Origin of the sequence: Pseudoxanthomonas composti, from assembly GCF_004122095.1 — a bacterium.
In the GTDB taxonomy this organism is placed as follows: Bacteria; Pseudomonadota; Gammaproteobacteria; order Xanthomonadales; family Xanthomonadaceae; genus Pseudoxanthomonas_A; species Pseudoxanthomonas_A composti.
Map to the genome: position 1 here is coordinate 60,019 of NZ_SAWZ01000011.1, position 16,858 is coordinate 76,876.

A 16,858-nucleotide genomic window follows, 5' to 3' on the forward strand; every position below is an offset into this window, starting at 1 on the left:
GTCAGGCGTCCCGAGCCGGGGTGATCTGCCACAGATGCGCCTGCCGGTTGCGCAGGTAGTCGGGCAGGGCGATCAGGGCGCTGGTATTGAGGCTGGCGAAGGCCGTGGCCAGGCGCACCGGCAGCCAGCGGGCCGTGCCCGGGAGCAGGCGGCCCGCCAGCGCGGTGAGCCAGCCGCCGAGCTGCAGCGCCAGCATCAGGCCGAAGAACCGGCTGCCGTCCAGGGCCAGCCACGCACTGCTGAGCAGCATCGCCAGCAGTAGCCACGGGGCGAGCAGGCGCAGCCACTTGTGGCCCCACAGGCGCAGCGCCAGCGGGTGCGCGCCGGGGATGGCAAGCTGCGGCCAGCGGTGGATCAGCTGAAAGTTGCCGGCCAGGGTGCGGCGCTTGCGGCGCTCCTCGGCCAGCGGGTCGGTGGCGGCTCGGTCCCAGGCGCGGGCGGCTGGCTCGAACACCACGCGCCAGCCCTGGGCCGCCATCGCCAGCGGAATCCACATATCGTCCAGCACCAGGCCGGGCGGGATGGCGGGCAGCGCCTGGCGGCGGGCGCAGTACAGCGCGCCGGTCACGCCCACCAGCGAGCCGCTGGCGCTCTCCAGCTTGCGGATGGCTTTTTCGTAGCGCCAGTAGGCATCCACCCCGCGGCCGTAGTCGCCGTCGGCCTCCAGCATCAGCTCGCCGCTGGCGGCGCCGACCTGCGGGTCGGCCAACACCGCCGCCAGGGCGCGGGCCGCGCCTGCTTCCACGCGCTGGCGCACGTCGGTGAACAGCACCAGCTCGCCGCGCAGCTGCGGGACCACATCGGCCAGGCACGCGGACTTGCCGCGGCGCTGGCTGAATTCATGGACCTGCACCCCGTTGCAGGCGCGGGCGATGGCGGCGCTGGCATCGGTGCAGCCATCGCAGACCACGTGCAAACGCATGGCATCGACCGGGTAGTTCTGCGCCATCAGGTTGGCCAGCTTGGTGGCCAGGTGCGCGGCGCCGTTGTGCACCACCACCACGACATCGAGCACCGGCGTCTGCGCCGCGCGCCGCACCGGCTGCGGGCGCAGGCGCGCGCGCACGGCCATGAGCAGCGGGTAGCCGGCGTAGGCCAGCAGGACGCCAGCCGCGGACAGCCAGAACAGCAGGGTCACGGTGCGCCCCGAAGGACCGACAGGGCGCGGTTGCGGGCCCATTCGTAAGGGGCGTTGCCCATCACCCGCTTGAGCGTGGCAAGGCCCGCGTAACGCAGGCGGTCGCGCCGCAGCGTGGCGGCATCGCCAACGATCCACTGGTCGAAGCGGTCTTCGGCCTGGCTGGCGGTGACCGCAAGGCGCGGCAGGATGGTGCCGGGCTGGGCGGGCAGGGCGCCGGGGCGCGAGGACAGCACATGGTGGAAGCCGCACTCCAGCGCGGTCTGCGCCAGGTTGCGCGGCATGCGGCCGCCTGGCGGCGCCAGCAGCGTCACCGACTGCCCGATCTCGTCCTCGATGCGCTCACGCGAGTCGCGCAGGCTGCGTCGCAGCTCCGCCTCGGACAGATCGGTCAGGTAGATGTGGCGCTCGCCATGGGACTGGATGGACATGCCGGCCTGGGCCATCTCGCGCAGCTCGCTCCAGCTGGCGAAGCCAGGGGTGCCGACATTGGCCGGGTTGATGAAGAAATCGGCGGTCATGCCATGGCGCAACAGCAGCCCCAGGGCCAGGTGGCGGTTGCTGATGTGGCCATCGTCGAAGGTCAGCAGCACCGGGTGCGCATGCAGGCCGAGCAGCCAGTCGCGCACCGAGCCGCCGCCGCCGGCGATCTGGCGCACGCGATGCAGTTGGCGGTCGAACACGCGCGTGAGCAGCGTGTACTCCGGGTCCTGGCCGGCAGGGTGCCGGCCGGGCTCGGACAGCGCGTGGTACATCAGCGCAACGCCCGCCCGATCCTTGGCGGGACGCGCAGCTGGATGTCCGGTTGGCTGGGTGGCGATGAGCATGCAGATCAGCGGCGGTAGGTGACTGAGACGATGGCGCTGTTTTCCGTGTAGTTCTGGCCCTGGATCGAGCTGCTGCGCTCGCGGCGCAGCAGGTCCAGACGGGCGCTCCATCGACGTGAGAAACGCTGTGCCAGGCCGATACCGGCCAGCTTGTCGGTGTCGGTGCGCGAAACCGTGTCGAAATCGCGGCGCTGCCAGTTGGCCATGAACGACAGCGTGGTCAGCTGCCGCAGCTGCCAGCTGCCCACCAGCTGCAGGCCCTGCAGGTCCTGGTCGAAGGTGTCCTGCTGCTCGTAGCGCAGGCGGCCCACGTACGGGTCCACGGTCAGGTTCAGGCGCTCGCCGGTGTAGGTCCAGGACGCGTTGGCGCGCTGCTCGCGGAACACGTCCGGAATGATCTGGATCCCCGGGATGACAGAACCCAGCGACGGGTCGCCCGGCAGCACGGGAATGACCGTGCCGGTGGCGGTGTCCAGGTTGAGCAACATGTCCTGGGCCGCATCGGCGAACTGGTCGGAAAAACCCACGCGGAAGGTGCCGCGCGCGCCCGGGGTCCAGCTCAGGTCGGCCCGCAGCAGCGGCCCGGAGGCCTGCTGGTTGAGATTGCGCTGGTCCAGTCGGGTGTAGCCGGCATCGATGTCCAGCGTGGCCGAGGCCAGCTCGCGCCGGTAGGTCAGGTAGGCGTCGTAGCGGTCGTAGTCGTACAGCGAGCTGATCTGGTCGTACTCGATGCGCGAGGCTTCGACATTGACCAGGCCCTGGGTGACGCCGCTGAAATCGCGCTGCAGGCGCGCGGCGGCCGAGTAGCGCGCGCTGTTGAAGCTGGCGGTTTCCTCGGCGTAGCTGTCGGTGTAGCGCAGGTCCAGCTGCGCCTTGGTGGTCTTGCCCAGGCGCGCGTAGAAGGTCGGGCCGGCCTCGAAGACGTTGATCTGTTGCTGGTTGCCCGGGGTGAAGGCCTGCAGCGTATCCACCGACTGCTGGCTCAGCGTCTCGCGCGCGAACAGGCTGAAGCGGTCGGGCGACAGGCGCCATTCCATGTCGCCGCGGACCTCGCCACGCCAGTCGTCGGCGTAGGTGTTTTCCTGGTAGGTCAGGTACTGCAGGTCGCCGGCCAGGTCCAGGTCGAGCGCCGGGCCGTGCTGATCCAGGTCGAAACGGAAGCGCGGGGCGACGATGGTGTCGCTGCGCTCATCGGCCTGGCTGAGGTTGATGTTGTCGCTGTGCAGCACGCCCAGGCCGACCTGGTAATCGAAACGCGCGGCCAGGGCCGGCACGGGCAGCAGCGCCGCCAATGCGGCGGCGCACAGGGTGGGCTTGGGCGCGGTGCGCTTGTTGCGGACGGCCACGGCCTCAGACTCCCTCATTGAAGACGACACCAGCGAACTTGCCCGGGCTGAAATCCGCGGCCGCCTGCGCGATCGCCGAGGGGGTGTCGCGGCCGTAGCCGGCCACCAGCACCACGATATCGGCCAGCTCGGACAGGATGCGCGCGTCGGGCGCGCCGCGCACCGGCGGTGCATCCAGGAAGATGTGGCAGTTCGGGCTGCGCGTGCGCACGGTGTCCAGCAGCAGGCGCAGGCGCGGGGAGGACAGGAACTCGCTGGCCATCTCGCGCGAGTTGCCGGCCGGCAGCAGCTGCAGGCGGGCGATGCCGGTGTCGTGGATGACCTGGTCGGCCTCGGCGTTGCGGTCTTCGAGGTAGTCGATCAGGCCCATGGACGGGCTCAGCTTGAGGGTGGCGTGCTGCGAGGGATGGCGCAGGTCGCAGTCCACCAGCAGCGCGCTGCGGCTCTCGTCGAAAGACACCGCGGTGGCCAGGTTGCGGGCCACGTAGCTGCCGCCGCTGCCACGGCTGACCGGCGCGACCAGGGTGATGGCGCCGGGCTGGGTCACCGACAGCACCCGCGTGCGCAGGTCGCGGAAGGCATCCACTTCCGCGCGCGACTGCTCGCCGCGGTAGATGGTGGCGCGCTCTTCCAGCTGCACCGGGGTCAGCTCGGTGTTGGCCACGCGCGGCGCGATGAACCGGCTGGCCACGTTGTTGCTGCTCGGCCGGTGATCGGCGACGGAACGACTCATAGCACCTCCAGCGACTTCAGGACGAAGACCGCCACGTACAGCACCGGCACCGAGGCCAGCACGGCCGCGGCCGTCAGCATGCGGCGCCTGGCAGCCTGACGCTGCGGGCCGCTCAGGTAGGCGGGCATGGTGCCCAGCACGGGCAGGCCGGCCTCGCGCTCGATCTGCTGCGCGCTGCGCACCCGCGGGTCCAGGCGGACCAGCGCGAACAGCGCCAGCAGCGGCACCACGATGGCCAGCACCAGGCCGATCAGCGCCACGTGGCTCACGCGCAGCCCGCTGGGGCGCAGCGGCACCGACGCCGGCTCCTGCAGGCGGAAGCTCATGCTCTTGCCTTCGGCGTCCAGGTTCATCGACACGCGAGCGTTCTCGCGGCGCTTGAGCAGATCCTGGTAGATGTCGCGGTCGACCTGGTAGTCGCGGTTGAGCTCGGCGGTGGTGCTTTCGGAAGAGGCGATGCGGTTGCTGCGCGCCTCTTCCTTGGCCAGCATGCCCTCGGCCATGGCCACGCGCGAGGCGGTGGCCGCGGCACGGCGGCTGGCCTCGGCCTGCTTGCTGCGCAGTTCGGCGTACAGCGGGTTGAACTGCGCATCGCTTTCGCCGGCCAGGTGCGGACGGGCCTGCTCGCGGCGCAGGTCTTCCTGCACGTCGTTGATCTGGTGCTGCAGGCGTACCACGTCCGGGTGCTGGTCGGTGTAGTTCATCAGCAGCTGGTCGCGCTGGGACTGCAGCTCCAGCAGGCGCTGGCGGTACTGGGTGCCGCGCGAGTTGGACAGGGTGACGTCGTTCTCGCCGGACAGCTGCGCGCGCAGCGCCGATTCCTGCGAGCGCAGCTCGATCAGCTCCATGCGTCCTGCATCGATGATGCTGCGCAGCTGGCTGATGCGGCCGGCGGTGTCGCCTTCCAGGCCCGGGCGTGCATCGGGATTGGCGGTGCGGAACTCCTCCAGCTGGGTCTCGGAGGACTTCAGCTTCTGGTGGTACTGGGCCACCTGCGAATTGATGAAGTCATAGGCCTGACGGCTTTCCAGCGCCTTGGCCGCCAGGCTTTCGCTGATCAGCAGCTCACCGAAGCGCTTGGTCACGCGATAGGCGCGCTGCGGATCGCTGTCGTTGTAGGAAATGCTGATCAGGTTCGGACGCGGGTTGGTGATGCTGGTGCGGCCGATGATCTTCTCGCTCAGGCGGTCCTGCTCCACCGCGCTGGGCTTGGCGTCCATCCAGCCGCCGGTGGCCAGGATGTCGGCCATGACCTTCTTGCTGAAGGCCACTTCCTTGAGGATGCTGGCGCGGTCGCGGTTGCTGGTGGCCACCGCACGGCCTTCCATCAGCGGCGAGATGATGTTGCCTTCCTCGACCAGGATCGAGGTGGAGGACACGTACTTCTTCGGCAGCATCAGGCCCACGCCCAGCCCCGCCAGCGCGATCACGGCGAAGATCGAGGCCAGCAGCACCGGGCGGCGGCGCAGCTCCTTCAATGCCACCGGCAGCAGGGCCAGCGGCGAACGGCTGTCGCCGCCGTTGCCGGCGCTGTTCCAGTCGGACATGGTCGCGCTCACAGGCGACGCTCCGGCACGGTGATCACATCGCCCGGGGACACCGTGAAGTTGGTGGTGAGATCGCCACGGTTGAGGATGCGCTCGAGCTGCACGTCCATCGTCTTGGTGTCCTTGTCGCTCTTGCGATACAGGTGCGAACGATCGCCCGCGGCGAACTCGGTGGTGCCGCCCGCGGCCAGGACCGCGTCGAGCACGGTCATGCCCTGGCGATACGGAATGGACACCGGCTGACGCACCGCACCGGTCACGCGCACGCGCGAGAGGTACTCGTGGCTGCGCAGCTCGGTCAGGATCACCGCCACCTGCGGGTCGCGGATGTAGGTGGTCAGGCGCGTCTGGATGTCGGCGGCGACCTCGGTGGCGGTGCGGCCGCCGGCGGCCACGTCGCCGATCAGCGGGACCGAGATCTTGCCGTCCGGACGCACCGGCACGGTGATGCCCAGGTCCGGGTTGCGCCAGACCGAGACCTGCACCACGTCGTCCACGCCGATGCGGTAATCGTTGGCGGTCGATGCGGCGGAAGCGGCCGGCGCTGCGGCCTGGGCGCCCAAGGCGGCCGGTGCGCAGGTGCCGCACATGGCCAGCAGCAGACCGGCGCCGGCCAGGAAGGAGATGCGATTCAAGGTGAACCCCTGTTGTGTTCAACGACTTGCCTACACAACGCGGGGCAGGGATGCGACCGGCCATGTGGCGGGTGTCTGCGTCAGCGAATCCCGCGCGTGCGCGGCGAGCATTCAGGCCTCAGCCATCTGCATGGAAAAGTGCGCAAATACGCATGGCGTGCCACGCCCGCGCTGCGATCGCCCCGAGCGCAAAGCGCCATGCGGTAGCCCTCTGCGGGACTGCACTGTGGAACTGCCTGTGGGAGCGGCTCCGGGTGGCCTAGGGCCATCAGCCGCGAAGAGGCCTTTCAGGGAAAGCCTCTTCGCGGCTGGAGCCGCTCCCACAAAGCTCAGCGAGCTCTACTGCCCGTAATACGCCCGATACCACTCGACGAAGTTGCGCACCCCGGTTTCCACGGGCGTGGAGGGCGCGTAGCCGGTATCGCGACGAAGCGCCTGCACGTCGGCGTAGCTGTCGGGGACATCGCCCGGTTGCAGCGGCAGCAGGTTCATCTCGGCCTTGCGGCCCAGGCACTCTTCCAGCACCTGGATGTAGCGCAGCAGCTCGACCGGGGAGTGATTGCCGATGTTGTAGAGCCGGTACGGCGCACTGGAGGTGGCTGGCGTGGGCTGCAGCGGGTCGTAGGACGGGTCCGGCCCGGGCACCGTGTCCAGCGTGCGGATCACGCCCTCGACGATGTCGTCGATGTAGGTGAAGTCGCGCGAGTGGCGGCCATGGTTGAACACGTCGATCGGCTGTCCGGCCAGGATGCGCTTGGTGAACAGGAACAGCGCCATGTCCGGACGCCCCCACGGCCCATAGACCGTAAAGAACCGCAGGCCGGTGGTGGGCAGGCCGAACAGATGGCTGTAGGTGTGGGCCATCAGCTCGTTGGACTTCTTGGTGGCCGCGTACAGGCTGACCGGATGGTCCACGCTGTCTTCCACCGCGAACGGCATCTTGCGATTGCTGCCGTAGACCGAACTGGAGGAGGCGTAGACCAGGTGCTCAACGCCGCGGTGCCGGCAGGCTTCCAGGATGTTGACGAAGCCGACGATGTTGCTGTCGATGTAGGCCTGCGGATTCTCCAGCGAGTAGCGCACGCCGGCCTGCGCGGCCAGGTTGACCACCCGCTGCGGCTTGAACGCATCGAACGCCGCTTCCAGCGCCGCTCGGTCTTCCAGCGCGCCCTTGGCGAAGCGGAACCCCGCCTGCGGCAACAGCCGGTCCAGGCGTGCCTGCTTCAGGGTGGGGTCGTAGTAGTCGTTGAGGTTGTCGTAGCCGAACACCTCGTCACCGCGGGCCAGCAGGCGCTGGCTCAGGTGCGAGCCGATGAAACCGGCAGCGCCGGTGACCAGAACACGCATGGGATTACCTCGACAGGCGCCGGATTCGGCGCCGGATAGTAAGGGATACGCAGCCGGAACGCCGCTGCAGGCGATTCAAGACCGCTCGCGCCGGCCCTGGCCGACGGCGGCGGCCTCGATCAGAGCCCGCCGTCCACGCCCTGCCGTGGCAGCACGCGCTTGACGTCGAACAGCACCGCGTTGTCGTGGCCGAGCTTGCGGATGCCGTCGATGCCCAGCTCCACGAACTCGCGATGGGCCACGGCCAGGATCACCGCGTCGTAGTCGCCCGGCTGCGGCTGCGCCACCAGCTCCAGGCCGTACTCATGCCGGGCCTCGTCGGCGTTGACCCAGGGGTCGTGCACGTCGACCTTGGCGTTGAAGCTGCGCAGCTCGGCGATGATGTCCACCACGCGGGTGTTGCGCACGTCCGGGCAGTTCTCCTTGAACGCCAGGCCCAGCACCAGCACGCGCGCGCCGGCGGCGGCCAGGTTGCGCTTGCCCATCAGCTTGGCCACGCGGCGGGCGACATGGCTGCCCATGCCATCGTTGATGCGGCGACCGGCCAGGATCACGTCCGGGTGGTAGCCGATCTGCTGGGCCTTGTGGGTCAGGTAGTACGGGTCCACGCCGATGCAGTGGCCGCCGACCAGGCCGGGCTTGAACGGCAGGAAGTTCCACTTGGTGCCGGCCGCTTCCAGGACCTCGTGGGTGTCGATGCCCAGGCGGTGGAAGATCAGCGACAGTTCGTTGATCAGCGCGATGTTGACGTCGCGCTGGGTGTTCTCGATGACCTTGGCGGCTTCGGCCACGCGGATGCTGGAGGCCTTGTGGGTGCCGGCGTGAATGATCGCGCCGTACAGCCTGTCCACGAAGTCCGCCGCCTCGGGCGTGGAGCCGGAGGTCACCTTGACGATGGTTTCCAGGCGGTGCTCGCGGTCGCCCGGGTTGATGCGCTCGGGGCTGTAGCCGGCGTAGAAATCCTGGTTGAAGTGCAGGCCGGACTCGCGCTCGATGATCGGCACGCACACTTCCTCGGTGGCGCCGGGATAGACGGTGGATTCGAACACCGCCACGCCGCCGCGGCCGATGGCGCGGCCCACGGTGATGCTGGCCGATTCCAGCGGGCGCAGGTCCGGGCGCTTGTACTCATCGATCGGCGTGGGCACGGTGACGATGAACACATCGCAGCCGGCCAGGTCGGCCGGGTTGTCGGTGACCTGCAGGCGCGCGGCGGCCTGCAGTTCCTCGCGCGAGGTCTCCAGGGTGTGGTCGTGGTGCTCGCGCAGTTCGGCCACGCGGCGCTGGTTGATATCGAAGCCCAGCGTGTCGAAGTGCTTGCCGAAGGTCGCTGCCAGCGGCAGGCCCACGTAGCCCAGGCCGATCACGGCCACACGGATGGAAGAAAGATCGGGAAGCGGTGCGGTCATCCGTGGTGTTCCTGTATGCGAAGGCCGTGCAAGCAAGGGCGATTGAAGTGGGTCGGAGGCGGCGCGCGTCGGGTGCGGCGCTCGGTTCCAGGCTAATACGGCGGGCAGGTGCCGAACAGGACACGCGCATCGGGGTGGCCGTTGTACGTCGCGTTCAGCGTAAGGGACGCCAAGGCGTGGTCATCGGACCCGCCAAGCGCGGCCGGAGCCGGGGAAGCATGAACATTCTGTTGTGTGGGGGTGCGGGCTACATCGGCTCGCATGCGGCCGTGGTCCTGGCCGGTCGTGGTCATCAGGTGGTCATCGTCGACAACCACTGCAACAGCAGCCCGGACGTGGTCCTGCGCGTGCAGCAGCTGACCGGGACCCGCATCGAGAGCCACTGTTTGGACGTGCGCGACGGCGGCGCCCTGACCGCGCTGATGTCGGCCCAGCGTTTCGATGCGGTGGTGCACTTCGCCGCGCTCAAGGCGGTGGGCGAGTCCTGCGAGCAACCGCTGGCCTACTTCGACAACAACATCTCCGGCACCATCACCCTGCTGCAGGCCATGCGCGCCTGCGGCGTGCGGCACCTGGTGTTCAGCTCCTCGGCCACGGTCTACGGCGATCCGGAGCTGGTGCCGATCCCCGAGACGGCGCGGCTGCAGGTCACCAACCCCTACGGCCGCACCAAGCTGGTGATGGAGCAGCTGATCGAGGACGTGTGCAGGGCCGATCCGGGCTTCAGCGCCGCCAACCTGCGCTACTTCAACCCGGTGGGCGCGCATCCCTCGGGCCTGATCGGCGAGTCGCCCAGCGGCGTCCCCAACAACCTGATGCCCTATGTCTGCCAGGTCGCGGCCGGACAGCGCGACCACCTGCGCATCTTCGGCGGCGACTGGCCGACCGTGGATGGCACCGGCGTGCGCGACTACCTGCACGTGATGGACCTGGCCGAGGCCCACGCCGATGCGCTGGAGTACCTCGCAAGCACCCAGCAGAGCCTGACGGTCAACCTGGGCACCGGGCAGGGCGTGAGCGTGCGCCAGCTCGTGGAAACCTTCGCGCGCGAGAACGACTGCGCCTTGCCCTACGAAATCGTCGGCCGTCGCGCCGGAGACGTGGCCGAGGTCTACGCCGACCCGGCGCTGGCCAGGCGCCTGCTGGGCTGGGAGGCCAAGCGCGATTTGGCCACCATGTGCCGCGACGCGTGGCGCTGGCAGCGGCAGGGCCAGGGTGTGTGCGACATGCCGGACGGCTCGGACGAGGCCGCGACGAGCGCGGGGATGGCCAGCGCGGCCTGAACCTCCAGGGGCCTCAGCGCTCGAGCAGCGCCTCGGCCACCGGCGCAGGCGCCTGCATCCAGGCGAAGTGATCGGCCGGAACCTTCAGCGTGTCGCGGTCCAGCAAGGTGATCGGGCCGCTGTTGGCTGGTTTGGCAAAGCGCGCGGTCAGGGCGCGCAGCGAGGACGGCGGCGCCAGCCAGTCCCGTGCGAACAGCACGCCCCGGGTCGGCACGTCCAGCTGCGACAGCGCCGCCTGCAGATCGGTCGGCACACCAGCGGCGGCGTAGACATCGCTCAGGCCCACACGCGCCCAGTCCTGGATCACGCCGCGGGCCTCGTTGCCGCCAAAGCCGATGCGCCGGCCGGGCAGGGCGCCGTGACGGCGCGCCAGCCACGGTAGGAAGCGATAGACCAGAGGCAGCAACCACCCGCGAGGGCCCGGAAAGCAGCGCCAGTACGGCGTCCCGCTGGCCACCAGCCACAGCTGTTGCCAGCGCGCCTGCGGGCTCAGCGCCGCATGGCAGCACGCCAGCTGGCCGCCCAGGCTATGGCCGCCAATCAACCGCGGCAGATCGCCGAAGGCCTCGGCCAGCGCCGACTCGGTGGCCGGCAGGTCCTGGGTGAGCAGCTCGCGATAGCCCCAGTCCTGCTGCGTGCCTGCGCGCAGGCTGCTGCTGCCATGGCCGCGCCACTCGTGCAGGCATACGGCGATGCCACGCTCGGCCAGCGCTTGGGCAAAGGGCAGGTAGTGGCGGGCGGCCACGCCCAGGGCGGGGATCCACAGCAGCGCCGCACGCGGCTGGGCCGGCGCGCGGATGAGCATGGTCCAGGTGTGTCCGTCGCCGGACTGGACCGGGACCTGCGTGGGGAAGGGCGTGGAGGTCGCGTCTGTCTTCATTGCGCCATTGTGCCGGGCCGTGCCGGTGTACGCGCGGGCTTGCGCTCGGGGCGATCGGCCAGCGCGATCCCACGCCTGGTTTCAGCGCGTGGCCGCCATCGAAGACGGCTGGGGCAAGCGACCGACGCCGTCCAGCCGCCGACGACCAGCATCACGGCCGCGCCAAACCCGCCCGCCATCCAGCCGGGGCCGGATGGCGGGCGTCAGGGGCTGGCCGCCCGCGAGCGAACAGGCTTGGCTCAGAGCACTTCCGAGGCGTAATCAGCCAGGCGCGAGCGCTCGCCGCGACGCAGGGTGACGTGCGCGCTGTGCGCCCAGCCCTTGAAGCGGTCCACCGCGTAGGTCAGGCCCGAGGTGGTCTCGGTCAGGTACGGGGTGTCGATCTGCTCCACATTGCCCAGGCAGACGATCTTGGTGCCCGGGCCGGCGCGGGTGATCAGCGTCTTCATCTGCTTGGGCGTGAGGTTCTGCGCCTCGTCCAGGATCAGGTAGCGCGAAAGGAAGGTGCGGCCACGCATGAAGTTCATCGAGCGGATCTTGATGCGGCTGGCCAGCAGGTCGTTGGTGGCCGCCCGGCCCCAGGCGCCGCCTTCCTGGTTGTGCGTGAGCACTTCCAGGTTGTCGGTCAGCGCGCCCATCCACGGGGTCATCTTTTCTTCCTCGGTGCCGGGCAGGAAGCCGATGTCCTCGCCGACGCTGACCGTGGCGCGGGTCATGATGATCTCGCGATAGCGCTGCTGGTCCATGGTCTGCGCCAGGCCCGCGGCCAATGCCAGCAGGGTCTTGCCGGTGCCGGCCGTGCCCAGCAGGCTGACGAAATCCACGTCGGGGTCCATCAGCGCATTGAGCGCGAAGTTCTGCTCCCGGTTGCGCGCGCTGATGCCCCACACCGCGTGCTGGCCGCTGCGGTAGTCGTTGACCAGGGTCAGGGTGGCGCGGCCGTCGGGCTGCACCTTGACCACCTTCAGTTCCACCTCGTCCTCGCCAGGCAGGTAGAGATACTGGTTGGGGTGCCACGCTTCTTCCGGGCCGCTGGCGATCTCGTAGCTGGTATGGCCGCTCTTGTCGGTCCAGGATTTCAGGTCGCGCTCGTGGCGGTTCCAGAAGTCCTCCGGCAGCTCGGTGGCGCCGGTGAACAGCAGCGAGAAATCGTCCAGCGCGCGGTCGTTCTCGTAATCCTCGGCGGGCAGGCCGCTGATGGAAGCCTTGATGCGCAGGTTGATGTCCTTGGACACCAGGATCACCGGCGTGCCGGGGTTCTCCTCGACCAGGGCCAGCACCGAGGCCAGGATCTTGTTGTCCGGCGCGACATTGCCGAAAGTGCGGCCGGGCTCGATCGGTGTGACCTGGAAGTACAGCTTGCCGATGGCATTGGCGCGCTTGAGCTGCAGGCCCTGCGGGTGCGAGAGCGGGATGCCGGCCTGGATCGCCTCGGCGCCGGCCCCGACGATCAGCTCGTTGAGGAAGCGGCTGACCTGGCGCGCGTTGCGCGAGACTTCAGAGGTGCCTTTCTTGGCGTTGTCCAGCTCTTCGATGACCTGCATCGGCAGGAAGACATCGTGTTCCTCGAACTTGAACAGGGCGGTCGGGTCGTGCATCAGCACGTTGGTGTCCAGCACGTAGATGCGCTTGCCTCGGGTCATCATGATTTCCTGTGTGTGGACGAACAGACAGACGAACAGCAGCAGGCCGCCACGACCCGCGGGGCGGGATGGCGACCTGTGAGGAACGACGGGGGCTTCACTGCGAAATGGCGGCCTTCAGCGCATCGAGCACGGCCTGGGCGTGTCCGGGCACCTTGACCTTGCGCCACTGCGCCACGATGCGCGCCTCGGGCGAGATCAGGAACGTACTGCGCTCGATGCCCAGCACCGTGCGCCCGTACATGTTCTTTTCCTTGATCACCTCCAACGCCGTGCACAGCTTCTCGTCGGCGTCGCTGATCAGCGGGAAGTTGAAGCCCTGCTTGGCGCAGAAGTTGTCGTGGGACTTCACCGAGTCGCGCGAGACGCCGAAGACGCTGGCGCCCAGCTGCTCGAACTGCGGCAGCAAGGCATTGAACTCGATGCCTTCGGTGGTGCAGCCCGGCGTGCTGTCCTTGGGATAGAAATACAGCACGACCCAACGACCAGCCTGCTCGGCAAGCGTGGTGGTCTGCCCGCCGGACAGGGCCAGCGGCAGCTTGAGCGTGGCGGCTGACAGCTTCTCGCTCATCGGTCTCCTCCCATGGCAGCCAGGACCCTGGCGCGCACGCCGATGACTGCGGTGTTGGAGCGATCAGGCAAGCGCACGTGGTCCATTCGGGTCCCGGTAGGCCTTCAGAATTTCATCGGGTCCATGATCGCGTCCAGGTTCAGATGGTCGCAGAACTCAAGGAAGTCATCGCGCAGCGCGGCGATGTGCATGTTGGCCGGCACGCCAATGGTCACCTGCGCCGAGAACATCTCCGCGCCGGTCTGCATGGCCCGGTAGCGGGTGCTCTGCAGGTTCTCGATGGTGATGCCCTGGCGGTCGAAGAAATCGGCCAGCTGGAACAGGATGCCCGGCTTGTCGGCGGCCACCACTTCCACGATATAGGGCAGCAGATTGGTCTGCACCACCTTGGCGGCGGTGCGGTACCAGACCAGCTTCAGGCCTTCCTCGCGCTCCAGGCGCGTCATCATCGCCTCCAGCTTGGCCACCGAGTCCCAGGACCCGGTTGCCAACGCGGTCACGGACACGTCGCGGCCCACGGTGGCCAGGCGCGCGTCGACCAGGTTGCAGCCGGAATCGGAAATACGCCGCGTCACCGCCAGCAGAGGGGACTCCGGATGCGTCGTATACGCGTTGATCAGGAGGTGGTTTTCGTTCGGCGAAGGCCGGGGCGAGGTGTCGGTCAAGGTACTTCCGATGGACTGCGAGTCTGAATGGCGTCCGCGTGGGGGCGGCATGCGATGTTCAGCATACTTGCCCGCGGTTTCGGCCCGCAAGTAACATCCGCAGGCCGCGCGGCACCCTCGCGCGCTTCTTCGAATCGGGACTCTCTTTTGTCCGTCTCAGGCTGCATTACCGCGCTGGCAACGCCTTTCACGGCGGCCGGCGACCTCGATCTGGATGCCTGGGGCCGGCTGCTGGACCTGCAGCTGGCCGGGGGCGCGCAGGCCGTGGTGGTGGCCGGCTCCACCGGCGAGGCCGCGGCGCTGGAGGACGAGGAATACCTCGCCCTGATCCACAGCGCGGTGGCGCACCTCGACGGGCGCATCCCGGTGATCGCCGGGACCGGACAGATGAATACGGCCAAGACCATCGCCCAGACCCGTCTGGCGGCCTCGGCCGGGGCGCAGCTTGCGCTGGTGGTGGTGCCGGCCTACGTGCGTCCGACCCAAGCCGGCATGGCGGCGCATTTCACCGCCGTGGCCGAGCAGGGCGGTCTGCCCGTGCTGCTCTACAACGTGCCGGGGCGGACCGGCAGCGACCTGCTGCCGGAGACGGTAGCCACCCTGGCCACCCATCCGGGCATCGTCGGCATCAAGGAAGCCCGCGCCGAGGCCGAGCGCATGCAGGCCCTGCTGGCCTTGCGCGCGCCGGACTTCGCCGTGCTCAGTGGCGATGACGGCACCGCGCTGCGCGCGATGCTGGCCGGCGCCGACGGACTGATCTCGGTCGGCTCCAATGCGCTGCCGCGCAGTTTCAGCCGGCTCTGCGCGCTGGCCGCCGCCGGCCATGCCGCCGAGGCTCATGCGCTGGACGCGCAGCTGGCCGCCTATCATGCATTCAACGGTGTCGAATCCAATCCGATTCCGGTCAAGGCGCTGCTGCAGCGCCTGGGGATGGGCCAGGGCCTGCGCTTGCCGTTGCTGCCCCTGTCCGCGCCCCATGTCGGCCAGGCCGATACACTTGCGGCCAAGATCGCCGTCCTCGAAGCAACCTCTGGCCGCACTCCGCTCGCGGCCTGAACTGGAGAACTGATTACATGCGTGCATCCCGTGTCACCCGTCCCCTCGCGCTCGTGCTGCTGGCATCGGCTGTGGTTGCTGCCTCGGGCTGCAGCTGGTTTCGCAAGGGGCCGCGCGGCGACTACGCGCTGAGCCCCGAGCAGCGCCCGCTGGAAGTGCCGCCGGATCTGAATCTCCCGTCCACCGCTGGCGCCATGCAGATCCCGCCGCCGGCCACGGCCCAGCCGGCCGCTGGCGCGACCGCGCCGTCGGGCGTGGGTTTCAACATCGCCAACGGCACGCGCGATGAAGTGTTCGCGCGCGTGGGCTCGGCGCTGGAGGAACTGGAAGGCGTGCAGATCGCCAGCAAGGCCCAGCTGCTGGGCACCTACGACGTGGCCTACGAGGGCGCCAACTTCCTGGTGCGCATCAGCGCGGCCGGCTCCGGCGCCTACGTCTCGGCGGTCGACCCGCGCGGCACGCCGGCCACCGGCGCGGCTCCGAACAAGCTGATGGCCGAGCTGAAGCAGGCACTCGGCGGCGGCTGAGTTTCGCCCGGTCGGTCTGAAGGGAGGGCGCCGCATCGGCGCCCTTCTTTTTTTGTACTTCTGTCCAATGGGTGAAGCGCCGCGACCGCGTTGCCGCTTCGCAAGGGCGACCGGTTGATCGCACTCTGATCGACCTATCATCCCCGGCTGACTGAAGGCACTTCAGAAGAACCCACGTCGGCGTCATCGAGTCGAACGCGCCACCTGTGGGAGCGGCTTTAGCCGCGAAGGGGCCTTCCCGGGAAAGCCTCTTCGCGGCTAAAGCCGCTCCGATAGAAGCTGCTCTCTCAGAAGTTGCTCAGGATGCACTTGGGGATCACGCCAGATGACGCTGCGCTGCTCGGCTGCCACACCGTCGCGGCACCGGGGGTCTGGATGCTCGGCGAAGTCGGCTTGTCCAGAACACGCGCACGCGATCAGCAGGGAACATCCCTGCGTGCGATCGAAACGGTTTTGTCAGGAAAGGTGGGTCTCTGCCCGCCGCATGAAGCCAGACCTGACGAGACGCTCGCTCAGCGCTCCAGCAGCGGCAGCTTGCCGGTCTTGCCTTCCCACTCGCCGGCATCGGCCATGGGCTCCTTGCGCACGGTGATCACCGGCCAGGACTTGGACAGTTCCGCATTGAGTTCGACAAAGGCTTCCTGGCCTGCGGGCACGTCGTCCTCGGGGAAGATGGCGCCGATCGGGCATTCCGGCTCGCACAGGGTGCAGTCGATGCACTCGTCCGGATCGATCACCAGGAAGTTGGGGCCTTCATGGAAGCAGTCCACCGGGCACACCTCGACGCAGTCGGTGTACTTGCACTTGATGCAGTTCTCGGTGACGACGAAGGGCATGGACTTGAGTTCCTTGGAGCGATTGCCTGGACGCGGCGCGGGAGTGTAATCCAGCAATGGGCTGCGCTGCGTCGGCTGGCCTTCACGCCCAATCGGTCTCCTTCGGCGCGGGACAGCCTGCTGTCGGCAGGTGGGACCTGCCATGCCGCGATCGTTGGAGAGGCCTGCGTGTGCAGGCAGGGTGTTCTGCGTGCTGACCAGAAGCTGGCGCTCCCTAGGGGACTCGAACCCCTGTTTTAGCCTTGAGAGGGCCACGTCCTAACCACTAGACGAAGGGAGCGTACTTGGTCGCGTCTGGCGCAGCGCATTAGTATAGGCGGCCAACCTGTCGCGGGCAATACGGATGGCGGCAGAAAATGTCGCCGCCTTGCCACGCGGGTGCGGCCGGTGCCTGAAAGGCTGCATGATCCCCCCG

Annotated in this window: 16 protein-coding genes and 1 tRNA gene; 3 read left to right on the forward strand and 14 right to left on the reverse strand. The window is 68.6% G+C overall.

The genetic code is table 11. From position 1 onward, the window contains the following. Position 1: 1 nt before the first annotated feature. The 8 genes from EPA99_RS16525 to EPA99_RS16560 form a co-directional block, all read right to left on the reverse strand. Complete coding sequence (locus EPA99_RS16525) at positions 2 to 1,138, reverse strand: glycosyltransferase (protein ID WP_241688433.1); 1,137 nt, start codon at positions 1,136 to 1,138, stop codon at positions 2 to 4. After that, a complete protein-coding gene (locus EPA99_RS16530) occupies positions 1,135 to 1,965 on the reverse strand; it encodes a polysaccharide deacetylase family protein (RefSeq protein ID WP_164978682.1) in 831 nt (276 codons plus the stop codon). Before EPA99_RS16530 ends, EPA99_RS16525 begins: the two co-directional genes overlap by 4 nt. A 5-nt stretch (positions 1,966 to 1,970) precedes the next feature. Continuing rightward, positions 1,971 to 3,311, reverse strand: coding sequence for a porin family protein (locus EPA99_RS16535; RefSeq protein ID WP_129472353.1), 1,341 nt, complete (start codon positions 3,309 to 3,311; stop codon positions 1,971 to 1,973). Positions 3,312 to 3,315: 4 nt separating this feature from the next. After that, on the reverse strand, positions 3,316 to 4,044 hold the full coding sequence (locus EPA99_RS16540; protein WP_129472354.1) for a P-loop NTPase family protein: 729 nt from the start codon (positions 4,042 to 4,044) through the stop codon (positions 3,316 to 3,318). Continuing rightward, positions 4,041 to 5,591 carry an XrtA system polysaccharide chain length determinant gene (locus EPA99_RS16545; RefSeq protein WP_129472355.1) on the reverse strand — a complete coding sequence of 517 codons (1,551 nt, stop codon included), beginning with the start codon at positions 5,589 to 5,591 and terminating at the stop codon, positions 4,041 to 4,043. The genes EPA99_RS16540 and EPA99_RS16545 overlap by 4 nt, the downstream gene beginning before the upstream one ends. An 8-nt stretch (positions 5,592 to 5,599) precedes the next feature. Then, positions 5,600 to 6,226, reverse strand: coding sequence for an XrtA/PEP-CTERM system exopolysaccharide export protein (locus EPA99_RS16550; protein WP_241688434.1), 627 nt, complete (start codon positions 6,224 to 6,226; stop codon positions 5,600 to 5,602). A gap of 339 nt (positions 6,227 to 6,565) precedes the next feature. After that, a complete protein-coding gene (locus EPA99_RS16555) occupies positions 6,566 to 7,573 on the reverse strand; it encodes an NAD-dependent epimerase (protein ID WP_129472356.1) in 1,008 nt (335 codons plus the stop codon). A 119-nt stretch (positions 7,574 to 7,692) separates the two neighbouring features. Then, positions 7,693 to 8,982 carry a nucleotide sugar dehydrogenase gene (locus EPA99_RS16560; RefSeq protein ID WP_129472357.1) on the reverse strand — a complete coding sequence of 430 codons (1,290 nt, stop codon included), beginning with the start codon at positions 8,980 to 8,982 and terminating at the stop codon, positions 7,693 to 7,695. Positions 8,983 to 9,200: 218 nt separating this feature from the next. Here EPA99_RS16560 and galE point away from each other — a divergent pair, with 218 nt between their 5' ends. After that, positions 9,201 to 10,265, forward strand: coding sequence for a UDP-glucose 4-epimerase GalE (gene galE / locus EPA99_RS16565; protein WP_129472358.1), 1,065 nt, complete (start codon positions 9,201 to 9,203; stop codon positions 10,263 to 10,265). Positions 10,266 to 10,278: 13 nt separating this feature from the next. Here galE and EPA99_RS16570 read toward each other — a convergent pair whose 3' ends face one another. From EPA99_RS16570 to EPA99_RS16585, 4 genes are all read right to left on the reverse strand, one after another. Then, positions 10,279 to 11,145: an alpha/beta hydrolase family protein gene (locus tag EPA99_RS16570; protein WP_129472359.1), complete on the reverse strand. Its 867-nt coding sequence runs from the start codon at positions 11,143 to 11,145 to the stop codon at positions 10,279 to 10,281. Between the two features lie 239 nt (positions 11,146 to 11,384). Beyond that, on the reverse strand, positions 11,385 to 12,788 hold the full coding sequence (locus EPA99_RS16575; RefSeq protein WP_129472360.1) for a PhoH family protein: 1,404 nt from the start codon (positions 12,786 to 12,788) through the stop codon (positions 11,385 to 11,387). Positions 12,789 to 12,885: 97 nt separating this feature from the next. After that, positions 12,886 to 13,359: a peroxiredoxin gene (locus EPA99_RS16580; protein ID WP_129472361.1), complete on the reverse strand. Its 474-nt coding sequence runs from the start codon at positions 13,357 to 13,359 to the stop codon at positions 12,886 to 12,888. A gap of 104 nt (positions 13,360 to 13,463) precedes the next feature. Continuing rightward, positions 13,464 to 14,075 carry a glycine cleavage system transcriptional repressor gene (locus tag EPA99_RS16585; RefSeq protein WP_425479221.1) on the reverse strand — a complete coding sequence of 204 codons (612 nt, stop codon included), beginning with the start codon at positions 14,073 to 14,075 and terminating at the stop codon, positions 13,464 to 13,466. A gap of 96 nt (positions 14,076 to 14,171) precedes the next feature. Between EPA99_RS16585 and dapA the strand changes: the two genes are divergently transcribed. Further along, positions 14,172 to 15,080, forward strand: coding sequence for a 4-hydroxy-tetrahydrodipicolinate synthase (gene dapA / locus EPA99_RS16590; protein WP_129472363.1), 909 nt, complete (start codon positions 14,172 to 14,174; stop codon positions 15,078 to 15,080). 17 nt (positions 15,081 to 15,097) lie between these two features. Beyond that, positions 15,098 to 15,607 carry a hypothetical protein gene (locus tag EPA99_RS16595; protein WP_129472364.1) on the forward strand — a complete coding sequence of 170 codons (510 nt, stop codon included), beginning with the start codon at positions 15,098 to 15,100 and terminating at the stop codon, positions 15,605 to 15,607. Positions 15,608 to 16,119: 512 nt separating this feature from the next. Here EPA99_RS16595 and fdxA read toward each other — a convergent pair. Both fdxA and EPA99_RS16605 read right to left on the reverse strand, forming a co-directional pair. Next, positions 16,120 to 16,443, reverse strand: a complete 324-nt coding sequence (gene fdxA, locus EPA99_RS16600; RefSeq protein WP_129472365.1) for a ferredoxin FdxA — start codon at positions 16,441 to 16,443, stop codon at positions 16,120 to 16,122. A gap of 205 nt (positions 16,444 to 16,648) precedes the next feature. Continuing rightward, positions 16,649 to 16,723: transfer RNA gene (locus tag EPA99_RS16605), tRNA-Glu, on the reverse strand. Positions 16,724 to 16,858: the final 135 nt, after the last annotated feature.